Here is a 24,370-nt window from a genome sequence, read left to right as displayed (position 1 = left end):
GGCCCGGCAAGCCTTGCCCGGGCCGTTTCCATGGCGCGGCGGTCGCGGCGCGCGCCTGCCTCATCCCTTACGCCGGAATCGCGGCGTAGATGTCGAGCAGCTTCTTGCGATCGATCTTGTGGTTGTTCGACATCGGCAGCGCCGCGCACGAAACCAGCTCGGACGGCACCATGTAGGGCGGCAGGCGCTGGCCCAGCCGCTCCTTCCATCCCGATAGCGCATCGAGCTCAAGCAGACTGGCATCCGCCTGCGCCAGTCCGGCGACAAAGCCGATCAGGCGCACCGCCGTGCCATCCGGCCGGCGCAGCACCGCGCAGGCGCCGCCCTCCACGCCCGGCAACCCGTGCAGGGCCTCGTCGATCTCGGCCAGTTCGATGCGATAACCGTTCAGCTTGATCTGGTCGTCCATGCGACCGCGGCAGAACAGCAGCCCGTCCGTGCCCAGTTCACCCAGGTCGCCGGTGCGAAAACCGCGGCGGCCATCCTCGGTCACGAACAGCTTGGCCTCGTTCAGATCCGGGCGGTTCAGGTAGCCCCGCATGACGTGATCGCCGATGATGCAGATCTCGCCCTCCTGGATGCGCAGCTCGCAATCGGGCTTGGCGTGGCCGACCGGCAGCGGATCATGCGCCGCCAGCACCGCATCGGTGATGGCGATCCAGGTGGTGGCAACGGTGGCCTCGGTCGGGCCATAGGTGTTCAGGATCACCGCGTCCGGGAAACGCTGGCGCAGCTTTTTCGCCAACGCCGCCGGCAGGGGCTCGCCGCAGAACAGGAAGGTGCGCAGCGTCGGCAGCGTGGCCGGCGAGAAATCGCGGTTGGCCAGCTGCTGGTGCGCGAACGACGGCGTCGACACCCACACGGTCACGCCGTGCCGCGCCAGCCGGCTCATCCAGGTCGCGGCCGCGCCGATCTGCTCGCGCGAGTTCAGCACGCAGGTGCCGCCGGCGGCCAGCGTGGCGAACACCTCGTACATCGACAGGTCGAAGCTGAAAGGCGCCTGGTTCATGAACACCGGCGCATCGCCCAGACCGAAGCTGCCCAGCATCCAGTCGCCCAGCAGGCCGACGCTTTCGCGGCCAATCTGCACGCCCTTGGGATCGCCGGTGCTGCCGGAGGTGAACATGACGTAAGCCAGGCCGCGCTCGGCCAGTTCGGCGCCCTCGCCCGGCTCGAAGCCCCGGGCCGCGGCATCGTAGACGGCGGCGGCGCGCACGATCTCGACGATGCGGCGCAGGCGTTCCGGCGGGTAGATGGTGTCGACGGGCACGAACGGCGCGCCGATCAGCAGCGCGCCGACCATGGCGACGAAGAACGAGGCCTCTTTATGGCCATAGATGGCCACCGGCACGTCCGGCGCCGCGCCGTGCGCACGCGCCTCGTCGGCCCACGCCATGGCCTCGTCGCGCAGTTGCGCCCAGGTCAGGCTGCGGTCGGCGCCGACCACCGCGAGCGCGTCGGGCGCGCGCGCGGAATCAACGAACTGGAAAGTCTTCAGGTCGAAACGCATGCCGAAACTCCGGGCATCAGATGGGGCTGCGACCGCTGAACACGTAGAGCGCCAGGGCAGCCAGGATCAGGGTGAGCACGCGTCCGAGGAAACGCATGACGGGCCGCGCCAGCGTGGCCTGCAGCGCCGGCCGGGTGCGCGCCGCGTTGATCAGCAGGTTATGGCCCACCGAGTACGCGCCGAACATCAGGCCGCTGACGATGTAGTGCAACGACAGCCCGTTCCACACGCCCATCGCCAGCAGCGTGGCGAAGATGCCGATGTTCTGCGCCGCCATCCGGTGACGCGCGAAGAACGCGGTCTTGCTCAGCGCCTTGTAGATCGGCATGAACACCACGTCGCGCAGCCATTCGGACAGGCTGATGTGCCAACGGCGCCAGAAGTCCTGCGGATTGAGCGTCGCCAGCGGGTTGCGGAAGTTGATCGGCAAGGTGAAGCCGAACAACATGCCGATGCCGATGGCCATGGTGGAATAGCCGGCGAAATCGAAGAACAGGTAGGCGCTGTAGAGCGAGGCGTTCAGCGCCACGCCGGTGAACGAGTAGTCGTGCGCGTCCAGGGTCGACAGGCCGTAGCGCCAGATCAGTTCGGCCAGGCCGAACTTCTGGATCACGCCCAGCATGATCAGTTCCAGGCCGGTCAGCCAGGTGTTCAGGTTGACGCCTTCATAGCCGCGCTTGAGGTCGGCCTGGAAACTGCGCCAGCGGTACATCGGGCCGGCCAGCAGCGTCAGCGGGAAGAACAGGTAGATGAAGTAGTCCAGCGGCGACACGCGCTCGTTGCGCGGCGCGAACAGCAGCACGTCGATGGCGCGGAAGGTGGCGAACGACAGGCCCAGCATCGCGCCCAGGTGCGAGACGCCGGTCTTGACCAGCAGCAGCGGCGTCATGGTGATGACGACGGCCAGCCAGGTCGGAATGTAGTTGCGGCGCATGGCCCACAGCGCGCTGCCCGAGATGGCCAGCAACGCGATGGGCTGGTAGGGACGCGCCCAGAACACCGCCATCCACACGCCCAGGCAGATCACGCCGATGATGTGGCGATAGCCGATGCGCAGCGGCATGCCGAAAGAACGGTATGCCAACAGCCCCAGGCCGCCGAACAGGGCGCCGCCGAAAAAGCTCAAACTTGCGAACAATTCCATGCTGCGGTCAGAACTGTTGATATTGGAATTCGACCTTGATAGGTCCGCCGCTACCCGTGGTGGGCTGCGCCTGCAGCACGAACACCAGGATCACCCCGATATACAGGCAAAGATGCCAGAAGAAGCGGCGTCCCCAGGCCTTGGCCGACTTGCGCGCGTCCGGGGCCTGGCCGGCGTCGTCCTGCGCCGCATCGTCTTTCTGAAAGAGTTTCATCGGGAAAAATACTCCGCAATGCCTTGGTCCGCCATCGCCCAACCGAGCTCGGCCAGATGCATGTCGTCACGCACCATGCCCGGTTCGAAGGGAATGCTGTACATGTCCAGGCACCCCATCTGGTAGCGCTGGCACATGCCGGTAATGGCGGCCACCACCGGATCGAAGCGCTCGACATCCAGGATGAGCTTGGGATTGAACGGCTGGATCACGAAGTAGGCCTTGACCTTGCGCCGTTGCAGCAAGGCCATGACACGCGACAGGTCGCCCAGCTCGGTGCGGGTGAGCGGGTCGACGTCGGCGAACTCGTTGCGCGCCGGCGAGTACAGCGGGGCCAGGTACTGCTTGTAGTAGTCGTCGCGCACGTCATAGGGGTTGTTGCCCCCCAATTGGTGCTCGACTTCGCGCGCCTCGTGCGTCAGGCGCGACCACTGGCCAGCGTTGAGCTTCGCCGACGACGGCCACGTCACGAAACGATGCGCGGGCACCGACAGCTTGCTGCGCGGACGATCGGGCGCGGGTTCCTTGCGCGCGTTCCACCACAGCGACAGCTTGTCCTTGAGCTCGGCGACCTGGCCATTGGCGATCAGCCAGAGCAGCCCCCAGTTGGCGTTGTCGCTGATCCAGTTCTGCATCTGTTCGCGCGTGTTGGGTTTGTCCCAGAGGCGATCCCAGACAGGTCCGGTGACGTGTTCGGCGAACGCACTGCGCGGCAGTTGGCCGCCCGAGGCGAACCAGGCCGGCGACACCATGATCACCAGGCGTGTGTTGGGGGTCAGGGAATCCGCGACCGATTCCAGCACGCTGACGATGCCGTACGACTGGAACATCGCGTGGCCGTAGGCCAGCGTCGGCACTTTCAGTTCTTCGGGGAAGAAGCGATAGGGCACGAAGCGCAGGTCGTGGCTGGACAACTCGGAAGAGCCCAACACCACCAGGGTGCCGTCGCTGAGCGCATTGCCCAGGCGGGTCAGGTTGACGTGCTGAGTCCCCCAGTCCGGCCCCAGGTTCGGCAGATAGTTGCTGCTGGACGCCGCCACGGTCGAAACCGGGCTGACGACGCGCGACAGCACATCATCGGCGCCACAGTACGCCCCATACGCCACCGCCACCGCCGTGGTGGCGGCCGCGACGTGGGACAGCAGGCGGGAATTACGAAAGATTGGCAGCGACATAGCCGGCGAGCGTGCGTACCGACTGCAGATGCTCGGCGATCTCGGGAGCCGGGATGCTGCAGCCGTACTCAGCCTCGACCGCCAGCGTGATGTCCACCGCGGCGAGCGAATCGACCAGGCCGGTGGCAATCAGTTGGGTATCGGGAGTGACTTTCTTCATGACGATCGACTCGACGATCGCGCCGATCTTGGTGTGGAGTTCTTGCTCGGTATGCATAGCTAGTACGGCGTTACATTGCCTCGTCGGCAAAATCATCCCCGCCCCGAGTTTCTGGACGGCGAGTATATAGAAAACAGCTGAAAGTCGACTGACAATTCCAGTCTTCCAGAGCGAGGCGCCGATGCAGTTGGTTACATCAATTTCGCGCGGCGACTTCGTTCACGGGTGCAATCATGGCACTACGAACGTCGAATCGCCATGAAACTTACAGACCAAATCGCTATAAATAGCTGGTAAAGGTAACGCCTGCGGGTAAATCCCGGGTGCCGCGTTGCGGCGGAACGACAGATTCCGGGCGGCGGAGGCCCGTCTCCCCCGCCCTGTGTGATGCCGGCTCGCCCGCCGCTGGCGCGCCGCCGGACGAAAAAAAGCCCGCTCGCGCGGGCTTTTCGCTGGCTGGAGCAGTCAGCGGATTACATCGGCGTGACGCGGGTCGGGCCGGAGCCGCTGATGACCTGCACGCGCTGGCCGACGCTGATCGGCACATCGGCTTCCTGCGCCACGACGCGGGTTTCGCCGTTGTCCAGGCGCACCGTGATTTCGTAGCCGGAATTCTTGCCCACCTGGTTTTCCACGGCGTTGCCCGCCAGGGCGCCCAGGATGGCGCCGCCCACGGTGGCAATGGTGCGGCCCGTGCCGCCGCCGACGGCGTTGCCGGCCACGCCGCCCAGCGCGCCACCCGCCAGCATGCCGACGCCGCTGGACCTGTCGTTCTGGATGACGATGGGACGCACCCCCGTCACGGTGCCCGTGCGAACGATCTGCTCGCGCTGGGCTTGATCATAGCTATACACACCGCTGGACGCGCTGCGATTGGCGCAACCGCCCAGGACAGCCATCGAGGTCACGATGGCAGCCACGGCCACCCACCGACCGGTACGCGGCGTCAACAAGGAAAAGGTTTTGCTTTGGTTCATTTGGACTCCTCGATCGGGCACAGCCGACGATCTGATCATACTCCGCCCAACGGGGACGGTAGCCTAACGTGCAACACACTGAAACGCACCGCCACGGGCGGAAAACCCGTTTGCGAAACGGCTGCGGCGGTGTGCCGCCGCGGCCTGTTTTTTCCGGCGGTTTGACCGTGTCGACGCGCCCGGGTTCCCCGCGAGGCCAGCCCGCCAATCCGGAGCGGGATCAGGCCGGCAGATGGATGCCGTAGGTGGCGTGCAGCACGGCGTCGATCTCGGCGCGCGACGGGGCGTGGTTCTGCGGGCCGCGCGAGGCGATCTTGATGGCGCCCATGACGTTGCCCAGGCGGCAGCTGTCTTCCCAGTTCCAGCCGCTGGTCAGGCCGTACAGCAGGCCGCCGCGCTGGGCATCGCCACAACCGGTGGGATCGACCACCTGCGTGGCGCGCACCGGTTCGATCTGGATGCTCTTGCCTTCGGTCAGCAGCGTGGCGCCTTCGGCGCCGCGGGTGACGACCACGGCCCGCAGCCCGGTGGCGATGTCCGCCATGCTGCGGCCCGTGCGCTGCTCGACCACCCCGGCTTCGTAGTCGTTGACCGTCAGGGCCTGCGCCAGGCCGAGCATGCGTTCAAGGTCAGCGCCGTCGAACAGCGGCATGGCCTGGCCCAGGTCGAAGATGAAGGGGATGCCGCTGCGGTGCAGGCGTTCGGCGTGGGCGAACATGCCTTCCTTGGCGTCCGGAGCGACGATGCCCCAGCTGGCCTTGGCATCGCTCAGGTCGTTGCTGGCCGAGAACGACATGGCGCCCGGGTGGAAGGCGGTGATCTGGTTGTCGTCCAGGTCGGTGGTGATGAAGCATTGCGCGGTGAACGTGCCCGGCACCACCTTGACGCGGCTGACGTCGATGCCCAGGCCGGTCAGGCGCTCCAGGTATTCGCCGGCGTCCTCGCCCACGGTGGCCACGGGCACCGGCTTGCCGCCCAGAAGGTTCATGTTGTAGGCGATGTTGCCCGAGCAGCCGCCGTATTCCTTGCGCATGCTGGGCACCAGGAACGACACGCTCAGGGATTGGATGCGGTCGGCCAGGATGTGCTCCTTGAAGCGGCCTTCGAACACCGCGATGGTGTCGAACGCCATCGAACCGCAGACCAGGACAGGGGTCGCCATGAATGTCATCCTTCAGGGAAAGAATTTGTCGAGTTGGTAGCCGTTGACTTGAACACCCGTCACTTCAATCGGCACGGAAATCTTCAGTTCGCCCGCCGGCCCGAAGGGGCCGCGCAACTGCTCGGGCGTCAGGTAATTCTCGGGCATCAGCACGCGGCGCACCACCACGGTATCCGACAAATCAGTCAGGTCCAGCACCAACGCCGGCCAATGCTGCGGTTTGTCGTAGCGGTTGCGCAGCACCAGGTTCAACACCAGCCGGGTGCGGCCGTCGTCGATGGCGGCCGCGCCCGTGGGCGGCTGCAGCGACGATGAGGAAATGGCAATGCGTTCCAGGCGGCGCGCATAGCCCACCGTGCAGCCCAGCGGTTTGCAGGCGGCTTCGAGTGCCGGGCGCAGCACCGGCACCGAATTGGCGATGTCGATGCGGTACACGTACAGCAGTTGCAGGCCCAGCGCGAGCAGGCCGATCAGGCAGGCATAGCCCCAGACCTTGCGCAGCAGGCCGCGGCGTTGCTGGCGGTCCTCATCGAGGAACTCGGGCGGGGCGCGGCCGACATCCGTGGCGCTGGAATAGCGCGTGCGCGTGTCTCCCAGGATCGGTTCGGCGGCGTCGTCGAGGCCGCGCCGGTCGTCGGCATCCTCGTCGTCGTGATGGCGCTGGTCGATGTCATCGTCATCCTCATCGCCGGGCGGCGTGGGGCGCGCGTCGTTGCGCACCACGAATACCGGTTCGGCGGGCCGGACAGGGCGCGGCGCCTCGCGGCTCGCGCTGTCGCGTACCGCCACGATGGGTTCGTCGCGCGGCGCCACCGGCTCCGGCCAGCGCGGCGCATGGCCCAGGCGCGGCTCGTCGTCGTAGCGATCCAGGTCTTCGTTTTCGTCTTCATCATCGTCGCCCTCTTCCGCCAGCGCGGCGTCGGGTTCGATGCGGCGGCGGATGTCGTCGCGGCCGCGCAGCACGGCAGGCGGCACGGCGGGCGCGGGAGGCCGAGGCGACGGTTCATCGCTCGGCGCGACAGACGGAGCGGAGGGCGGGGACGCGCCGATGGCTCCCGGGTAAACGCCCGGCGAGGCGGGCGCAGCGGGCAGGTCGTCCCAGGGCGCGACCGAGCGCGGCTCGATGGAGGGACGGCGCACCGGCGGCGGCGCCTCGTCGTCGACGGGCGGCGCCGGCGGCGTCCCCAGGACCGGCGCGGCGATCGTCTGCGGCGCGACGGGCGCGGGCGGCGTGTTCGCGGCGGGAACGGTCGGGTTGGCGCCCGTGGCCGGCATGCCGGCATCCCGCTCGGGCAGCAGGCAGGCGCGGCCGTCGAATACGGTGGCGCAGGCGCCGCAGCGCACCAGGCCGTTGCGGACCCGAAGCTGGTCGGGCACCACCTTGAATGACGTGCCGCATTGCGGGCAGCGGGTGGTCAGGGCCATGGCGCGATCCGGTGAAAACGGACTCAGGCCTTCTGGCCGTGCAGGCAGACCCAGCCGTCGCGGGCGCGCCAGACCGACATGGCGATCCAGGGCGCGTAGGCCGCGGCGACTTCCTCGGCCTGCCGCTCCAGCACGCCGGACAGCACCAGGTGGCCGCCGGCGGCCACGCGGCCGGCCAGCATCGGGGCCAGCACCTTCAACGGGTTGGACAGGATGTTGGCCACCACCACTTCGAAGGTGCCGTCGGCCAGGCCGTCGGGCAACATGGCCTGCAGTTCGACGTGGTTGACCTCGGCGTTGAAGACGGTGCTCTGCACCGCCTGGGCGTCGATGTCGACCGCCTGGGTCGGACCGGCGCCCAGCTTGCGCGCGGCGATGGCCAGGATGCCCGAGCCGCAGCCGTAGTCCAGCAGGGTCGCGCCCTTGGGCAATTCAGCCTCCAGCCAGGCCAGGCACAGGTGCGTGGTCGGATGGCTGCCGGTGCCAAAGGCCAGGCCCGGATCCAGTTCGATATGGATGGCGCCGTCCTCGGCCGCTGCCGCTTCCAGGCCCGGCACGTCCGGGCTGTCGCGGTGCCAGCTGGGCACGATCCAGAGGCGTTCGGCGATGTGGATGGGCCCGAACTGCGATTGCGTCAGGCGCACCCAGTCGGCGTCGGGCACGTCGCGCAGACTCCAGCCGGCAAACAGCGCCGGGTCCAGCTCGCCCGCGGCGGCGGCTTCTTCCATGATCTGCGCGGGATCGGCTCCGTCCGGCAGCAGGGCCACGACGCGGTTGCGTTCCCAGGCCTGCACGTCGGGCTCGGTGCCCGGCTCGCCGAACAGCGGGCGCTCGTCGTCGGTGCCCAGGTCGGCGTCCTCGACGGACACCGACAGCACGCCCGCTTCCAGCAGCGCGTCGGACAACGCTTCGGCCTGGGCCTCCTGGCAGTGGAGCACGAGTTCACGCATGATGATTCTTCCATCTGGCCAACGGGCCGCGGCATGCGCCGCGGCCCGGTCAGCCGGTTAAGGCAGTAAAAAGGGGGCCAAGGCCCCCTGCTATGCGCTGGTCAGGGACGCTGGGCCAGCTTGTTTTCCAGATAGTGGATGCTGGTGCCGCCTTCGACGAAGCGGGCATCCTGCAGCAGTTCACGATGCAGCGGGATGTTGGTGGAAATGCCTTCCACCACCATTTCCGACAGCGCGGTGCGCATGCGCGCCAGGGCCTGGTCGCGCGTGTCGCCGTAGGTGATGACCTTGGCGATCATCGAATCATAGTTCGGCGGCACGAAATAGCCGTTGAACGCGTGCGAATCGATACGCACGCCCGGACCGCCCGGCGTGTGCCAGTTGGTGATGCGGCCAGGGCTGGGCACGAAGCGGAACGGGTCCTCGGCGTTGATGCGGCACTCGATCGCGTGGCCCTTGAAGGTGATGTCGCGCTGGCGCAGCGTGAACTTCTCGCCGGCGGCGATCAGGATCTGCTGCTGCACCAGGTCGACGCCGGTGATCAGCTCGGTGACCGGGTGTTCGACCTGGATACGGGTGTTCATTTCGATGAAATAGAACTCGCCGTTTTCATACAGGAACTCGAACGTGCCGGCGCCACGGTAGCCCATCTTGCGGCAGGCGTCGGCGCAGCGGTCGCCGATGCGCTCGATCAGGCGGCGCGCGATGCCGGGGGCCGGCGCTTCCTCGATGACCTTCTGGTGGCGGCGCTGCATGGAGCAGTCGCGTTCGCCCAGCCACACGGCGTTGCGACCGCCGTCGGCCAGCACCTGGATTTCCACATGGCGCGGGTTCTCGAGGAACTTCTCCATATAGACTTCCGGGTTGTTGAACGCGGCGCCCGCTTCCGAACGCGTCATTGTGACGGCGTTCAACAGCGCGGCCTCGGTGTACACCACGCGCATGCCACGGCCACCGCCGCCGCCAGCGGCCTTGATGATGACCGGATAGCCGACTTCGCGCGCAACGCGGATGATTTCCTGCGGATCGTCGGGCAACGCGCCTTCGGAACCGGGCACCACCGGCACGCCGGCTTCGATCATGGCGCGCTTGGCGCTGACCTTGTCGCCCATCAGGCGGATGGTGTCGGGACGCGGGCCGATGAACACGAAGCCGCTCTTTTCGACGCGATCGGCGAAGTCGGCATTTTCGGACAAGAACCCGTAACCCGGGTGGATTGCCTCGGAATCCGTGACTTCGGCCGCCGAAATGATGGCCGGCATGTTGAGGTAGCTTTCACGCGACGGCGCAGGCCCGATGCACACGGATTCGTCGGCCAGACGCACGTACTTGGCTTCGCGGTCGGCCTCGGAGTGCACCACCACGGTCTTGATGCCCAGCTCGCGGCAGGCGCGCTGAATGCGCAGGGCGATTTCGCCCCGGTTGGCGATCAGGATTTTTTCGAACATTTTCAGCTATCAGCCAATGACGAACAGGGGTTGACCGTACTCGACGGGCTCGCCGTTTTCGACCAGGATTTCTTTGATGACGCCGGACTTGTCGGCTTCGATTTCATTGAGCAGCTTCATGGCTTCAATGATGCACAGCGGATCGCCTTCCTTGACCGTGGCGCCCACATCGATGAACGGCGCGGCGCCCGGGTTCGGCGAACGGTAGAAGGTGCCGACCATGGGCGCCTTGACCACGTGGCCCTGGATCACCGGGGCGGCCTCGGCCGCGGGCGCGGCGGGCGCGGCGGGGGCCGCGGGGGCCGCCGGGGCGACGGCGACACCGGCTTCCGGCTGGTGATAGGCCACCGGCTGCAGGGTCTGCGAGAACTTGACGATGCGAACCTTGCCTTCGCCTTCGGTGATTTCCAGCTCGGCGATGCCCGATTCAGCCACCAGGTCGATCAGGGTTTTGAGTTTTCGAAGGTCCATAGAAGCTGCTTCCCGAGATAGTGTCGGCAACGTCCCGGTCGTCGGGTCCGCGCCATATAAGATGTAAAAGCTGAGAGTTGGTGCGAGATCAGTGCCGCACTGCGTAACGCAGAGCCGCTTCGTAGCCATCCGCGCCCAGGCCGCTGATGAGGCCTACCGCCAAGTCGGACAGGTATGAGTGATGCCTGAAGGGCTCTCGCTTATACAGGTTGGACAAATGTACTTCAATAAATGGGATCGCGACCCCGGCCAGCGCATCGCGAATCGCGACGCTGGTGTGCGTATATGCCGCCGCGTTGATGATGATGAAATCGGTGCCGTCTTGCCGGGCCGCCTGAATGCGGTCAACCAGCGCGCCTTCATGATTGCCTTGCCACGCGGTCAGCGTGGCGCCCAATTCACCGGCCAGCCGCTCCAGGCCCTCGTTGATCTGGGACAGCGTGAGGCTGCCGTAGATGTGAGGTTCCCGGGTGCCGAGCAGGTTCAGATTCGGGCCATGCAATACCAGTATGTTTTGCGCCATGCGCTTGCCAATGAGTGGATTGCCAATTGTTGGCAAAACAGCCGATAAACCAGCTTTTTACGCCAATTCCTACTATTTGTCCAACAGACTTACGCCTTCAAACCGGAGAGCGTTTGATTCAGGTCGTCGGGCTGGATTTCACCCAGTATCTTCCGGTTAATGCTGCCATCTGCATTGAAAACAATGGTAAATGGCAGGCCTCCACTGGGATTTCCGAGCTTGCGAAGCGTATCGATGGCCCCAGCGCCAATGACCCATAGCGGATAGGAAACCTGTACTTTCTCGACAAATTTTTGCATGTTGGCGGCAGAATCCACGCCGATACCGACAAACTTGATTTGCGGATATTTTTTCTGCAACGCGTCGAGTTCGGGCATTTCCTTGACGCAGGGCGCGCACCAGGTCGCCCAGAAATTGACCACGATGGGCTGGCCCTTCCAGGCGGCCAGCGACTGGGTCGCGCCGTTCAGGTCAGGCAGCTGCAATTGCATCAGGGCGGCGACGGGATCCTCGGCGGCGGGCGCCGCGGGCTGGGGCTTGTTGCGGCCCAGCAGGGTGTAGCCACCCGCGACCGTGGCGGCAACGGCCACGGCGGCGGAAAGGAGTAGGCGTCGATTCATGGCGCGATCATAACCGCTGCGGCCGGTTTGCGCCGCAACCGCCGGCGCGCCGGCATGACGGCCGCCTATATATACAATGCAGGACAGGAGAGTTTTCAATGCACCTGCACATTCTTGGCATCTGCGGTACGTTCATGGGCGGGCTGGCGCTGATCGCGCGCGCCGCCGGCCACAAGGTCACCGGTTGCGACGCGGGCGTCTACCCGCCCATGAGCACCCAGCTATCCGAACAGGGAATCGAGCTGATCGAGGGCTTCGGCCCCGAGCAGATGGCCCTCAAGCCGGACCTGTACGTGATCGGCAACGTCGTCAGCCGTGGCAATCCCCTGATGGAAGCCATCCTGGAGTCGGGCGCCCGCTACGTGTCAGGGCCGCAATGGCTGGGCGATAACATCCTGCCCGGGGCCCACGTGCTGGCGGTGGCCGGCACCCATGGCAAGACCACCACCAGTTCGATGCTGGCCTGGATCCTGGAGGCCGCGGGCCTGGCGCCCAACTTCCTGATCGGCGGCGTGGCCACGGACCTGCAGGTGTCGGCGCGCTACGACCCGGCGCGGCGCCCCTTCGTGATCGAGGCGGACGAATACGACACCGCGTTCTTCGACAAGCGTTCGAAGTTTCTGCACTACCGCCCCCGCACCGCCATCCTGAATAACCTGGAATACGATCACGCCGACATCTTCCCCGATCTGGCCGCCATCGAAACCCAATTTCATCACCTGGTGCGCACCATTCCGGGATCGGGCCGCATCATCCGCCCGACGCACTCCGACGCGCTGGACCGCGTGATTGCGCGCGGATGCTGGTCTGAAACCGTCACGTTCGGCGCCAATGGCGCCTGGCGTGCCGGCGCGCCCGACGCCGACGGCGCCTTCGAGGTGTGGCGCGAAGGCATCGCCGTGGGCACGGTGCGCTGGTCGCTGGGCGGTGAGCACAACCGCCTGAATGCGCTGGCGGCGCTGGCCGCCGCCGACCACGCCGGCGTGCCGGCCGCCGAGGGCGTCGAGGCCTTGAGCCGTTTCGGTGGCGTGAAGCGCCGCATGGAACTGCGCGGCACGGTCAATGGCGTCAAGGTCTACGACGATTTCGCCCATCACCCCACCGCCATCGCCACCACCCTGGAAGGCCTGCGGCGCCAAGTGGGCGCGGCGCGCATCCTGGCGGTGCTGGAGCCGCGCTCGAACACCATGAAGCTGGGCGCCATGGCGGCGCGTCTGCCGGATTCGCTACGCGACGCCGACCTGGTGTTCTGCTTTGGCGCCCGCGCCGGCAAGCATGCCCTGGGCTGGAATCCGGCCGAGGTGCTGGCGCCCCTGGGCGAGCGCGCTTCCAGTTACGATGATATCGACGCCCTGGTGGCCGCCGTGACCCAGGCTGCCCGACCGGGCGACCAGGTGCTGGTGATGAGCAACGGCGGCTTCGGCGGCATCCATGGCAAGCTGCTGGCCGCCCTGGAGGCGCGCGGCTGAGGCCGGCCGCCCGCGATCCAGGCTGACAGACCGGAAAGGCGCGAAATGATCCTTTACCTGCACGGCTTTCGTTCCTCGCCGACCTCGTTCAAGGCCCGCATGATGGCCGACGCCATGGCCGCCCGCGGCCTGGAACGCGATTGGGCCTGCCCGCAACTGCCGGCCAGCCCGCGCGAGGCCATTGACCTGGCGCTGGGTATCGCCCGCCGGCAGCTGGCCGGCGCCGCCGACCCGCGCGCGCTGACCGTGATCGGCTCGTCGCTGGGCGGTTTCTACGCCACCTGGCTGGCCGAACAGCTCGGCTGCAAGGCGGTGCTGCTCAACCCCGCGGTCGAGGCCGCGCGCGATCTGGCGACCCAGGTGGGCGAGCACCGCATGTATCATTCCGACGCGCCGTTCCAGTTCCTGCCGGAATATGTGGCGGAACTGGCCGCCTTGCACGTCGGCCGCGTCACCCAGCCGGAACGGTATTTCCTGGTGGCGGCGACGGGCGACGAGGTGCTGGACTGGCGCGAAATGCGCGATCGCTACGCGGGTTGCCGCCAGCGTATCGTGCAGGGCAGCGACCACGGCCTGTCCGATTTCGCCGACTGGATGCCCGAGGTGCTGGAATTCGCCCTTGGCGCCGCCCCGGACGGCCCCCGATAACTCTGACATCAACACGCTTATATATAGCTGCGCAAGGCGGCGCGTGCGCGCCGCCCAGGACGACCCTCACCATGTATGTGTTTTACGAAGACGACGGCAGCTTCAAGGCCGGCCATATCCTGTCCGAAACCGACGCCAGCCTGCAGGTGGAGTCGGAGTCGGGCAAGCGCAGCAAGATCAAGCGCGCCAACACGCTGTTCAATTTCGCCGCGCCCGAACCGACCGCGCTGATGGCCCAGGCGGCGGCGCTGGCCGAAACCCTGGATCTGCAATTCCTGTGGGAATGCGCGCCCCAGGAAGAATTCGATTCGCCCGCGCTGGCGGCCGACTACTTCGGTCACGCCCCCACCCCGGTGGAACAAGCCGCGCTGCTGATGCGCCTGCACGGCGCGCCCGCCTATTTCCACCGCCGCGGCAAGGGCAGCTACCGCCCCGCCCCGCCCGACATCCTGGCCGCCGCCCTGGCCGCGCTCGAAAAGAAACAGCGCCAGGCCGAGCAGCAACAGGAATGGGTGGACGAGATGGCCGCCGGCCGCCTGCCCGAGCCCATCGCCCAGGTGGCCGAATCGCTGCTGATCCGGCCCGACAAGAATTCGCAGCAATGGAAGGCGCTGGACGCCGCCTGCGCCAGGCTCGGCAAGAGCCCCGACCGCCTGCTGCTGGAATTGGGCGCCTGGCCGCACGCGCTGGCGCTGCACAAGCGCCGCTTCCTGGCGGTGAACTTCCCCCGTGGCCTGGCCTTCCCCGAGCTGGAACTGCCGCCAATCGACCGCGACCTGCCGCTGTCGGACGCCGAAATCTATTCGGTCGACGACGTCACCACCACCGAAATCGACGACGCGCTGTCGGTCTCTACCCTGCCCGACGGCAATCTGCGCGTGGGCATCCACGTGGCCGCGCCCGGCCTGACCGTGACGCGCGACAGCGAGTTCGACAAGCTGGCGCGCGCGCGCCTGTCGACCGTCTACATGCCGGGCGACAAGATCCCGATGCAGCCCGACAACGTCATCAAGGCATTCTCGCTGGACGCCGGCCGCGAGGTGCCGGCGCTGTCGCTGTACGTGACGGCCAATCCGGAAACCGGCGAGGTCATCGAATCCGACACGCGCCTGGAGCGCGTGGTGGTGCGCGAGAACCTGCGCCACAACATGCTCGACGCCCAGGTCACCGAAGAGAGCCTGAACGACACTTCCACTGACCTGCCCTACGGCCACTGGCTGCGCCCGCTGTGGAAGCTGGCGCAGGCGCTGTCGGCGCAGCGCGAAAACGTGCGCGGCAAGCCCGAGAACAATTCGCGGGTGGAGTACAGCTTCTACCTGGACGGCGACCCCGACGATCCCGACACCCCGGTGCGCCTGGTGCCGCGCCAGCGCAACGCGCCGCTGGACCGGATGGTGGCCGAGTACATGATCCTGGCCAATAACCTGTGGGGCGGCCTGCTGAACCAGCACGGCGTGCCCGGCATCTACCGCTCGCAACAGGCCGGCCGCGTGCGCATGAGCACGCAGGCGCTGCCGCACGAAGCCATCGGCGTGCCGCAGTACGCCTGGAGCACGTCGCCGCTGCGCCGCTACGTCGACCTGGTGAACCAGTGGCAGTTGATCGCCGCGGTCGAGCACGGCGTCTCGGCGCGCCTGGTGGCTCCCTTCAAGCCGCGCGACGCGGATCTGTTCGCGATCATCGGCGCATTCGACGCGCAGTACGCGGCCTGGGCCGAGTTCCAGAGCGCGATGGAGCGCTACTGGTGCCTGCGCTGGCTCAAGCAGCACAACATCACCCGCACGGTGGCCCACGTGCTGCGCGAAGACCTGGTGCGCTTCGCCAACTGCCCGCTCGTGACCCGCATCGGGGGGATGCCCGAGCTGGAGCGCGGGACGGCGGTGGAGGTGGAGATCCTGGGGATGGATGAGTTGTCGCTGGAGCTGGATTGCCGGTATGTGGGGCAGGTGGGGCCGGCGGCTGAAGAGGCTGCTGCCTGAGGCGGCATTTGGCTTGTCGCTGGGTTGTTTCTGCTGACGGCGGGGGGCTTTCTTAGGCCGCTCGTCTGGCAGGCGGCCCGGGCGGCGGGCAACCTCGATGCGCCCGACGGAATCCGAAGGCAGCCGCCGGCAGGCGGCCACGAGGATGAGGCAGGGGAAGTCCGGAGCGAACGCTCCGGACCGCAATCGTGGGCGGCCGCCGCCCGGGCCGCCTGCCAGACGAGCTACGTTTTTCTTGGCCTGTGGCGCTGCAAGAGCGAGGAAACTTCACGAGATTGCTGATGCCCGTTGCGGGTGGCCGCGCGGGCGGCCGCCCGCAACTTACGCGGTGTCTTGGCTTGGCGTGTTGGCGCTGCGCGCGGGTGGCGGGTTGCTTGTTTGGGGTGCCGTCCGGTCGGGGGGAAGAGAGTGGCGGCGCGCGATGGAGGGTGGCTTGCGCGTGACGAGCTTGGCGCGCCTGATACTGGAGAAGAACGGCTGATAGGGAAGAGGTCTGGCGATGCATCGCGGATCCTTCCAAGGGAGAAGAACGCCCGATGTATCGCGAATCCTTTCCACGGAAGAAAACGGCCGATGCATCCCGGATTCTTCCAAACGTAGTACCGCCGGCATTGCCTCTCCGATTCCTCCGCATCTCGCCCGACCTCTCCCCAAATGCCAAAGAAGGCCGCCCGCGCGGCCGGTTTTGGCGGCCCCGCCAAATCTTCCGTCCCGACCCGGTCTGCCGCCAGAACGCCAAGCACACGATTCGCCCCCGCGCCGGTGAAGTGATCACGCCGTAGCCCGTGGCGTCGGCGGCCGGTGGGGCGCGGGGCGTGTAGATGCGCCCGAGGGAAACCGTAGGGAGCCGAAGGCGTACGAGGTTGACAACGGGGAAGTCCGGAGCGAACGCTCCGGACCGCAATCGTAGCCCCGCGCCCCGCCGGCCGCCGACGCCACGGGCGGCCAAAGGAACACCACAGCCCCCCCGACAGCGACAGCATCAAAGCCTCCCGTTAAACTCCCGAAAAAATCACAATCGATATCGGAGGACGGACATGCGCATTCTGCTGGTCGAGGACAACCTCGACCTGGGCGATGCCGTGGAGAGCAAACTGCGCTCGGCGGGCCATAGCGTGCAATGGGTGCATGATGGCGTCGCCGCGCTGCGCTGGGGGCTGGACGAAACCTGGGATGCGCTGGTGCTGGACATCAACCTGCCCGGCAAGGACGGCTTCAGCGTCATCCGCGAACTGCGCGCCGCCGGGCTCGAAGCGCCCGTGCTCGTCGTCACCGCGCGTTCCGAAATCGAAGACAAGATCGACATGCTCGACCTGGGCGCCGACGACTACCTCGTCAAACCCTTCGACCTGCGCGAACTCGAAGCCCGGCTGCGCGCCCTGCTGCGGCGCCCGGCCGGGCAGACCAGCAGCGTCACCGCCTACGGCAACCTGAGCCTGGACCTGGCCAATCGCCACGTCACGCTGGCCGGCGCGCCGCTGGAGCTGGGCCGGCGCGAGTTCCGGCTGCTGGAGATCCTGCTGGGCAAGTTGGGGCAGACCGTCGCCAAGGAACGGCTGATGAACCAGCTGTTCGACCTGGATGATGGATCTTTGAACGCGCTGGAACTGCTGATCTCGCGCCTGCGCAAGAAGCTGGCCGGCGCTTCCATCGATATCGTCACCGTGCGCGGCGTCGGCTACCAGGCCCGCAGCCATGAGCCTGCCTGAAAGCGCCTCCATCCGCCGCCGCGTCTTCACACTGGGCGCGGTGCTGCTGGCCTGCGCGCTGATCGGGCTGGTGTTCTTCCTGCGCGACTACGCCCAGCGCGCCGCCGAGCAGGCCTTCGACCGGTTGCTGGCGGCGTCGGCGCTGACGATTGCCGGCTCCGTGCAGATCGAGGACAACGGCGTCACCGTCGAGCCGCCGGTATCGTCGCTGGCCATGCTGTCGGGCAGCGAACGGGTGTTCTACGAAGCCCGCGCGTCCAACGGCCGCCTCATCACCGGCTACGCCGACCTGGCGCCGGGCTTGCCGCTGGCGCAGTCGGCCACCCCGGTCTTCACTTACCTCAGCTACCACGACGAGCCGGTGCGCGTGGCCACGGTGGGACGGCTGGTGTCTGCCAGCCAGCATGCCGGCTGGGTCACCGTGCGGGTGGCCGAGACGCTGGGATCGCGCGAGGAGCTGGCCGACGAGATCCTGGGCCGCAGCGTGCTGCCGCTGGTGGTGGTGTCGCTGGTGGCGCTGGGCCTGCTGTGGTTCGGCGTGCAGCGCGCCTTCGCGCCGCTGGCGGTGATCGAACGCGAACTGCGGCAACGGGCGCCGGACGACCTGGCGCCGCTGGTGACGCCGGTGCCGACCGAGGTGCGGCGGCTGGTCGAGGCCCTGAACGCCTTCATGCAACGCCTGTCGGGCATCATGGACACCCTCAACACCCTGGTCGCCGACGCCGCGCACCAGGTGCGCACCCCGCTGGCCTCGCTGCGCGCCCAGGCCGAGGTGGCGCTGGATGAAACCGATCCCAAGCGCCTGCGCGAACGGCTGGGCCGCATCCACCTGAACGCCACCCACGCCAGCCAGTTGATCAACCAATTGCTGATGGACGCCACCATCACGCACCGGCTGGGCAAGGGCGCGCGCGCGCCAGTGGGCGTGGCCGAGACCATCAACGAAACACGCCGCCGCATCGGTCCGCTGGAGGCGCAGCGGCTACGCATCGAAATCGCGCCGCAGGTGCGGCGCGCCCGCATCGCCGGCGACCGCGTGGCGCTGCGGGAAATGCTGCGCAATCTGGTCGACAACGCGCTGCGTTATGCGCCCGAGGGCACCGTCGATATCCAGGCGACGCCGGTGGCGGGCTACCGGGTCGCGCTGACCGTGTCCGACCGCGGCCCGGGCATCGCCGACGACGAAAAGGACGCCGTGCAGCAACGCTTCACGCGCGGCCGCGCCGGCGGATCGCAGCCGGGCTCGGGCCTGGGCCTGGCCATCGTGCGCTCGGTGGCCATGGCGCACGGCGGCTCGCTGTGGCTGCAGGACCGCCCCGGCGGCGGCCTGTCGGCGCGCGTCATCCTGCCGCTGGCGCGGCAGCGCGCGGGCCGCGCCCTGGCCGGATTGCTCGGGGCCATCGGCACAACGCTGTTGCTGCTGGCCGCCGCGCCCGCGGACGTGCGCGCCGCCGGGATCCCCGAGGTCGTCACCCGTTATCCCGCGCCGCAGCCGTCGTCGCGCGTGCTGACCATCGCCGGTCCCACCGACACGCCGGTGGTGGCGCCGCTGATCCTTGGCTTCCAGGCGCAGCGGCCCGACGTCACGGTGGTTTACCGCGAGATGGGCAGCCGCGAGCTGTACGAAGCCGCCATCGAGGACCGGCTCAAGGACGTGGACGTGCTGATGAGCTCCGCCTCGGACCTGCAGATCCGCCTGGCCAACGACGGCTATGCCCAGCGCTACGCCTCGCCCTACGCCGCCAAGCTGCCCTCGTGGGCGGTGTGGCGCAACGAGGTCTACGGCTTCACCTTCGAGCCGGCCGTGATCGTCTACAACCCCAAGCGCTACACCGAGGCCACGGTGCCGCGCTCGCGCCAGGACCTGCTGCGCACGCTGGAGCACGACCGTGCTCGGCTGCATGGCCGCGTCGGCACCTACGACATCTCGCGCAGCAGCGTGGGCTACCTGATGGCCGAGCAGGACGAGCTGGTGTCGTCGAACTTCTGGGGCCTGGCCAACGCCTTCGGCCAGGTCGGCGTGCGGCTGTCGGCCACCAGCGCCGAACTGCTCGACGCCATCGAGAACGACGAGATGGACCTGGGCTACAACATCCTCGGTTCCTACGCCCTGTCGCGCCAGGCGGCGGGCAGCAAGATCGGCGTGGTGTTCCCGCAGGACTACGTGCTGGTGCTGGCGCGCTCGGTGCTGATCGCGCGGCGCGCGCCCAACCCGGACCTGGGCCGCGCGCTGGTCGACTGGCTGTTGTCGCCGGCCGGCCAGCAGGTGGCCTCCAGCCACGCGGCGCTGGGGTCGATCATGGAAGACACCCCCGGCCGCTGGACCTCGGAAGCGGTGCTGGCGCGCTCACAGGGCATCGTGCAGCCGGTGGTGCTGTCGCCCGCGCTGCTGGTAGGGCTGGACCAGCGGCGCCATTCGCGCTTCGTGCAGAACTGGATCCGGCTGGTCACCGACACGCCTGAACGGCCCTAGGGCGCGGCGACCGCTCCTCCCGCCGCGTCCGCGAGCGGGCCATCGGTCCCGCCGCCCGCCGCGGACACCGGGATTACCCCTATCCCGGCTGTCGCGCCATGACAGGACGACGACAGACGCCGAAACCTAAGATGGACGCCAAGCAGGCCCTTGCGCCTGTCGATACCAAATCCAAACGGAGACAAGACATGCTTGCCAAGTCCAGACTGGCGGCCGCCTGCGCCGCTGCATTCGCCATCGCCGCCGGCAGCGCCTACGCCCAAACGGTTCCCGCGGGCTACCCGGCCGATTATCAGAAGATCCTCGACGGCGCCAAGAAGGAAGGCAAGGTCGTGATCTATTCGACCACCGACACCAAGGCCGCCGGCCCCATCATCAAGGGCTTCGAAGCGCTGTACCCGGGCATCAAGGTCGAATACAACGACATGAACAGCACCGAGCTGTACAACCGCTACATCAGCGAGCAGGCGGCGGGCGGCAGCAGCGGCGACATCGTCTGGAGCTCGTCGATGGACTCGGCCCTCAAGCTGGCCACCGACTACGCGCTGCAGTACAAGTCGCCGGAAATCGCCAAGCTGCCGGCCTGGGCGGTGTGGAAGGATTCGGCCTATGGCACCACCTACGAACCGGCGGTGTTCATCTATAACAAGCGCCTGATCCCGGCCAACGAAGTGCCGACCACGCACGGCGCCCTGGCCAAGCTGATCGCCAGCCAGCCGGACAAGTTCAAGAACAAGGTCACCACCTACGACATCGAGAAGTCGGCCGTGGGCTTCATGCTGGCCGTGCAGGACAAGGCCAACGATCCCAAGTACTTCGAGACGCTCAAGGACATCGCCAAGGGCGGCCTGATCGTGCAGTCGTCCACCGGCACCATGATGGAACGCGTGTCGTCGGGCGAGAACCTGATCGGCTACAACATCCTGGGTTCGTACGCCGAGACCCGCGCCAAGACCGACCCGTCGCTGGGCGTGGCCTACCCGACCGACTACGCGCTGGTGCTGTCGCGCGTGGCGTTCATCAGCAAGAAGGCCAAGAACCGTAACGCCGCCAAGCTGTGGATGGACTACCTGCTGTCGCAGAAGGGCCAGGAAATCATGGCCAACCAGGCCGACCTGGCCTCGGTCCGCGACGACATCGAAGGCGACAACGACGTCGACGGCATGACCAAGAAGCTGGGCGCCTCGCTCAAGCCGATCCCGGTCAACGAGACGCTGCTGGACTACCTGGAGCAGAACAAGCGCCTGCAGTTCATCAAGGACTGGCGCGCCGCCGCCGGCAAGTAAGGCTGTCGCCGGTACCGCCGGGGGCCGCGCGCCCCCGGCCGCAAGCACGCGGGAGGGCGTAGCACCGCCGCCCGCCAGGCCGCCCGTGGCCCGGGTGTTCATGGCCAGTGGGCGCGACCCGCGTCTATCGAGATAACAGGATTTTCCCCATGCAGTCATTGCGCAGAAAATGGCAGTCCCTGCCACGCGGCGTGGTGGTGCTGATCACAGCCTTGGCCATCTACGTGCCGCTGTCGTTCATCATCATCCAGAGCTTTCTATCCGCGCCCTTCTTTTCGCCGTCCAAGGTCTTCAGCCTGGATGCGTTCCGCTTCATCTTCGCGGACCCCGATTTCTACAAGGCGCTGAAAAGCGGCTTCATCCTGGCGTTCGGGCTGGCCATCATCGCCATCCCGCTGGGCGGCATGCTGGCGTTCCTGATGATCCGCACCGACCTGCCGGGCCGGCGCTGGATCGAACCGCTGATCCTGGTGCCGATCTTCGTGTCGCCGATGGTGCTGGGCTTCGGCTACGTGGTGGCGGCGGGCCCGGTCGGCTTCTTCTCGACCTGGGCGCAGAACATCCTGGGCTTCGTGCCCTGGAATGTGTATTCGCTGACCAGCATCGTCATCATCGCCGGCCTGACGCACGTGCCGCACGCCTACCTGTACATCTCGTCGGCGCTGCGCAGCATGGGCTCGGACGTCGAGGAAGCGGCCCGCGTCAGTGGCGCTTCGCCCCTGCGCGTGATGGTGTCGGTGAGCCTGCCGATGGTGCGCCCGGCCATGCTGTACGCCACCGTGCTGCTGTTCTTCCTGGGCCTGGAAGTGTTCGGCCTGGTGCTGGTGCTGGGTGACCCCGAAGGCAACCTGGTGCTGGCGACGTACCTGTACAAGCTGACCAACAAGCTCGGCATCCCCTCGTACCACCTGATGGCCGCGGTGGCCGTGGTGCTGATCTGCATGACGATCCCGCTGGTCATGCTGCAGCGCCGCCTGATGCGCACCGCCAACCGCTTCGTCACCGTCAAGGGCAAGGCCTCGCGCGCCCGTCCGCTGCCGCTGGGCAAGTGGCGCTGGGTGGCCGGCGGCGTGGTGGCGTTCTGGCTGCTGGTCACCATCGTGGTGCCGCTGCTGGGCGTGTTGCTGCGCGCCTTCGTGTCCAACTGGGGCATGGGCGTGTCGCTGTTCGACGTGCTGTCGCTGGACGCGTTCCGCACGGTGTTCTCGCAACCCAACCTGATGCGCGCGATCGTCAACTCGGTGGCCATCGGCGTCTTCGGCGGCGCGCTGGCGGTGATCTGCTACACCTTCGTCGGCCTGGCGATGCACCGCAAGCCGGACAACGTCACCCGCTTCATGGACTACAGCGTGCTGGTGCCGCGCGCCGTGCCCGGCCTGCTGGCGGGCCTGGCGTTCCTGTGGGTGTTCCTGTTCGTGCCGATGTGGCTGGACAACGCGCTCGACGCCGACCTGGGCGGTTGGCTGTCGGGCCTGCCGTTCGCCGAGTGGGCGCGCGAGAACTTCGTCGAATGGCTGCGTTCGATGCGCAGCACCATTTTCAGCGTGTGGCTGGCCTACACGGTGGTCTGGATGGCCTATGGCCTGCGGCTGATCTCGTCGACGCTGTTGCAGGTCGGCCCCGAACTGGAAGAAGCCGCCCGCAGCGCCGGCGCGCGCCGCGGCCAGGTCACGCGCCACGTCACCGTGCCGCTGGCCAAGTACGGCCTGATCGGTTCGTGGCTGCTGATGTTCCTGATTTTCGAGCGCGAATACTCCACCGGCGTCTATCTGCTGTCGCCCGGCACCGAGACCATCGGCTCCATGCTGGTGTCGCTGTGGGCCTCGGGCGCCATCGACATCGTGGCCGCGCTTTCCTTCATCAATATCGTTCTGGTCGTGATCGGCCTGGGCATCGCCCTGCGATTCGGAGTCAAACTTCATGATTGAGCTTTCTGTAGAAGACCTGCACCTGGATTACGGCGACAACCCGGTGCTCAAGGGCGTGTCGATGCAACTGCGCCAGGGCGAAGTGGTATCGCTGCTGGGCCCCTCGGGCAGCGGCAAGACCACCCTGCTGCGCGCCGTGGCCGGCCTGGAAGGCCCCAAGCGCGGCCGCATCACCATCGGCGATCGCACCGTCTACGACGGCGCCGCGCGCCAGGAGATCCCGGCCGAGGAGCGCAACCTCGGCCTGGTGTTCCAGTCGTATGCCCTGTGGCCGCACAAGACCGTGTTCGACAACGTCGCCTACCCGCTCAAGCTGCGCAAGGTGCCTTCGGGCGAAGTGCGCGAACGCGTACAGGCAGTGCTGGACCAGCTCGGCCTGGGCAAGCTCGGCCAGCGCCATCCGCACGCGCTGTCCGGCGGCCAGCAGCAGCGCGTGGCCATCGGCCGCGCGCTGGTGTACAGCCCGCCCGTGATCCTGCTGGACGAGCCGCTGTCCAACCTGGACGCCAAGCTGCGCGAGGAGGCCCGCGCCTTCCTGCGCGAGCTGATCATCCGCCTGGGCCTGTCGGCGTTGATGGTGACGCATGACCAGAGCGAAGCCATGGCCATTTCCGACCGCATCCTGCTGCTGAACAACGGCAAGATCGAGCAGCAGGGCACGCCGCAGGAGATGTACGGCGCGCCGTCGACGCTGTTCACCGCCGAATTCATGGGCAGCAACAACCGCCTGGACGGCAAGGTCACTGAAGTGCGCGATGGCCGCGCCCGCATCGAGGGCCGCGGCTGGGCGCTGTGGGGCAAGGCCGGCGAAGGCGTGGCCGCGGGCCAGGACGCCACCGCCGTGATCCGGGTCGAACAGGTCCGCCTGTCGGACGACCCCGACGGCAACCACATCGACATGCCGCTGCTGACCAGCATGTACCTGGGCGACCGCTGGGAATACCTGTTCCGCACCCCCGATGCGGACCCGGCCAACACGCTGGCGCTGCGCGCCTACGGCCCCGAGGGCCGCGAGCCCGGCCCCTGCCGCCTGGCCCTGCCGGCGGACAAGGTCTGGGTGTTCCCGCGCCCGGCCAAGTAAGGTGACGGCGGCGGGCGG

Annotated in this window: 21 protein-coding genes; 8 read left to right on the top strand and 13 right to left on the bottom strand. The window is 67.3% G+C overall.

All coding sequences use genetic code 11. From position 1 onward, the window contains the following. Positions 1-67: 67 nt before the first annotated feature. The 13 genes from ABFG95_RS17950 to ABFG95_RS17890 all read right to left on the bottom strand — a co-directional run bounded on the left by ABFG95_RS17950 (position 68) and on the right by ABFG95_RS17890 (position 11,779). Positions 68-1,510: a D-alanine--poly(phosphoribitol) ligase gene (locus ABFG95_RS17950; protein WP_348994823.1), complete on the bottom strand. Its 1,443-nt coding sequence runs from the start codon at positions 1,508-1,510 to the stop codon at positions 68-70. 16 nt (positions 1,511-1,526) lie between these two features. Beyond that, entirely contained in the window at positions 1,527-2,654 is a 1,128-nt protein-coding gene (locus tag ABFG95_RS17945) for an MBOAT family O-acyltransferase (RefSeq protein WP_054416258.1), read from the bottom strand. A gap of 7 nt (positions 2,655-2,661) precedes the next feature. Beyond that, positions 2,662-2,868, bottom strand: a complete 207-nt coding sequence (locus ABFG95_RS17940; protein WP_175145844.1) for a hypothetical protein — start codon at positions 2,866-2,868, stop codon at positions 2,662-2,664. Then, on the bottom strand, positions 2,865-4,043 hold the full coding sequence (locus ABFG95_RS17935; RefSeq protein WP_049071136.1) for a D-alanyl-lipoteichoic acid biosynthesis protein DltD: 1,179 nt from the start codon (positions 4,041-4,043) through the stop codon (positions 2,865-2,867). The genes ABFG95_RS17940 and ABFG95_RS17935 overlap by 4 nt, the downstream gene beginning before the upstream one ends. Further along, complete coding sequence (locus ABFG95_RS17930; protein WP_006388609.1) at positions 4,021-4,260, bottom strand: acyl carrier protein; 240 nt, start codon at positions 4,258-4,260, stop codon at positions 4,021-4,023. Before ABFG95_RS17930 ends, ABFG95_RS17935 begins: the two co-directional genes overlap by 23 nt. 416 nt (positions 4,261-4,676) lie before the next feature. Further along, entirely contained in the window at positions 4,677-5,180 is a 504-nt protein-coding gene (locus tag ABFG95_RS17925; protein WP_063583338.1) for a glycine zipper 2TM domain-containing protein, read from the bottom strand. A gap of 220 nt (positions 5,181-5,400) precedes the next feature. Beyond that, a complete protein-coding gene (locus ABFG95_RS17920) occupies positions 5,401-6,342 on the bottom strand; it encodes a carbohydrate kinase family protein (protein WP_049071131.1) in 942 nt (313 codons plus the stop codon). A gap of 12 nt (positions 6,343-6,354) precedes the next feature. Further along, the gene (locus tag ABFG95_RS17915) at positions 6,355-7,767 is read right to left on the bottom strand and encodes a DUF3426 domain-containing protein (RefSeq protein ID WP_059269258.1); all 1,413 of its coding nucleotides are present in this window, start codon (positions 7,765-7,767) and stop codon (positions 6,355-6,357) included. A gap of 23 nt (positions 7,768-7,790) precedes the next feature. Beyond that, positions 7,791-8,717, bottom strand: a complete 927-nt coding sequence (prmA, locus tag ABFG95_RS17910) for a 50S ribosomal protein L11 methyltransferase (RefSeq protein ID WP_049071128.1) — start codon at positions 8,715-8,717, stop codon at positions 7,791-7,793. Between the two features lie 101 nt (positions 8,718-8,818). Next, positions 8,819-10,165 carry an acetyl-CoA carboxylase biotin carboxylase subunit gene (gene accC / locus ABFG95_RS17905; protein ID WP_006388604.1) on the bottom strand — a complete coding sequence of 449 codons (1,347 nt, stop codon included), beginning with the start codon at positions 10,163-10,165 and terminating at the stop codon, positions 8,819-8,821. Positions 10,166-10,174: 9 nt separating this feature from the next. Then, positions 10,175-10,636 carry an acetyl-CoA carboxylase biotin carboxyl carrier protein gene (accB, locus tag ABFG95_RS17900; RefSeq protein WP_049071125.1) on the bottom strand — a complete coding sequence of 154 codons (462 nt, stop codon included), beginning with the start codon at positions 10,634-10,636 and terminating at the stop codon, positions 10,175-10,177. Between the two features lie 88 nt (positions 10,637-10,724). Continuing rightward, entirely contained in the window at positions 10,725-11,159 is a 435-nt protein-coding gene (gene aroQ / locus ABFG95_RS17895; RefSeq protein ID WP_049071124.1) for a type II 3-dehydroquinate dehydratase, read from the bottom strand. A gap of 89 nt (positions 11,160-11,248) precedes the next feature. After that, complete coding sequence (locus ABFG95_RS17890; RefSeq protein WP_059269257.1) at positions 11,249-11,779, bottom strand: TlpA disulfide reductase family protein; 531 nt, start codon at positions 11,777-11,779, stop codon at positions 11,249-11,251. A 98-nt stretch (positions 11,780-11,877) separates the two neighbouring features. On the opposite strand from ABFG95_RS17890, the gene mpl reads away from it, so the two are divergent. The 8 genes from mpl (at position 11,878) to ABFG95_RS17850 (ending at position 24,352) form a co-directional block, all read left to right on the top strand. Continuing rightward, a complete protein-coding gene (gene mpl, locus ABFG95_RS17885; RefSeq protein WP_278992327.1) occupies positions 11,878-13,248 on the top strand; it encodes a UDP-N-acetylmuramate:L-alanyl-gamma-D-glutamyl-meso-diaminopimelate ligase in 1,371 nt (456 codons plus the stop codon). Positions 13,249-13,293: 45 nt separating this feature from the next. After that, entirely contained in the window at positions 13,294-13,896 is a 603-nt protein-coding gene (locus ABFG95_RS17880) for a YqiA/YcfP family alpha/beta fold hydrolase (protein ID WP_063580484.1), read from the top strand. A 71-nt stretch (positions 13,897-13,967) separates the two neighbouring features. Then, positions 13,968-15,875 carry an RNB domain-containing ribonuclease gene (locus tag ABFG95_RS17875; RefSeq protein WP_278992329.1) on the top strand — a complete coding sequence of 636 codons (1,908 nt, stop codon included), beginning with the start codon at positions 13,968-13,970 and terminating at the stop codon, positions 15,873-15,875. Between the two features lie 1,037 nt (positions 15,876-16,912). Continuing rightward, positions 16,913-17,584, top strand: coding sequence for a response regulator transcription factor (locus ABFG95_RS17870; RefSeq protein ID WP_049071115.1), 672 nt, complete (start codon positions 16,913-16,915; stop codon positions 17,582-17,584). Next, a complete protein-coding gene (locus ABFG95_RS17865) occupies positions 17,571-20,057 on the top strand; it encodes an extracellular solute-binding protein (protein WP_049071114.1) in 2,487 nt (828 codons plus the stop codon). The genes ABFG95_RS17870 and ABFG95_RS17865 overlap by 14 nt, the downstream gene beginning before the upstream one ends. Positions 20,058-20,245: 188 nt before the next feature. Next, positions 20,246-21,343 (top strand): ABC transporter substrate-binding protein, encoded by a 1,098-nt coding sequence (locus tag ABFG95_RS17860; protein WP_049071112.1) that lies wholly within the window; start codon positions 20,246-20,248, stop codon positions 21,341-21,343. 149 nt (positions 21,344-21,492) lie between these two features. Further along, positions 21,493-23,271, top strand: a complete 1,779-nt coding sequence (locus ABFG95_RS17855; RefSeq protein WP_049071111.1) for an iron ABC transporter permease — start codon at positions 21,493-21,495, stop codon at positions 23,269-23,271. Continuing rightward, positions 23,264-24,352, top strand: coding sequence for an ABC transporter ATP-binding protein (locus ABFG95_RS17850; RefSeq protein ID WP_348994822.1), 1,089 nt, complete (start codon positions 23,264-23,266; stop codon positions 24,350-24,352). Before ABFG95_RS17855 ends, ABFG95_RS17850 begins: the two co-directional genes overlap by 8 nt. Positions 24,353-24,370: the final 18 nt, after the last annotated feature.

The organism is Achromobacter sp. HNDS-1 (assembly GCF_040084795.1).
Lineage (GTDB): Bacteria > Pseudomonadota > Gammaproteobacteria > Burkholderiales > Burkholderiaceae_B > Achromobacter > Achromobacter ruhlandii.
Note: the sequence above shows the minus strand (reverse complement) of the source record. Positions and strands in the feature narration are given on the sequence as shown.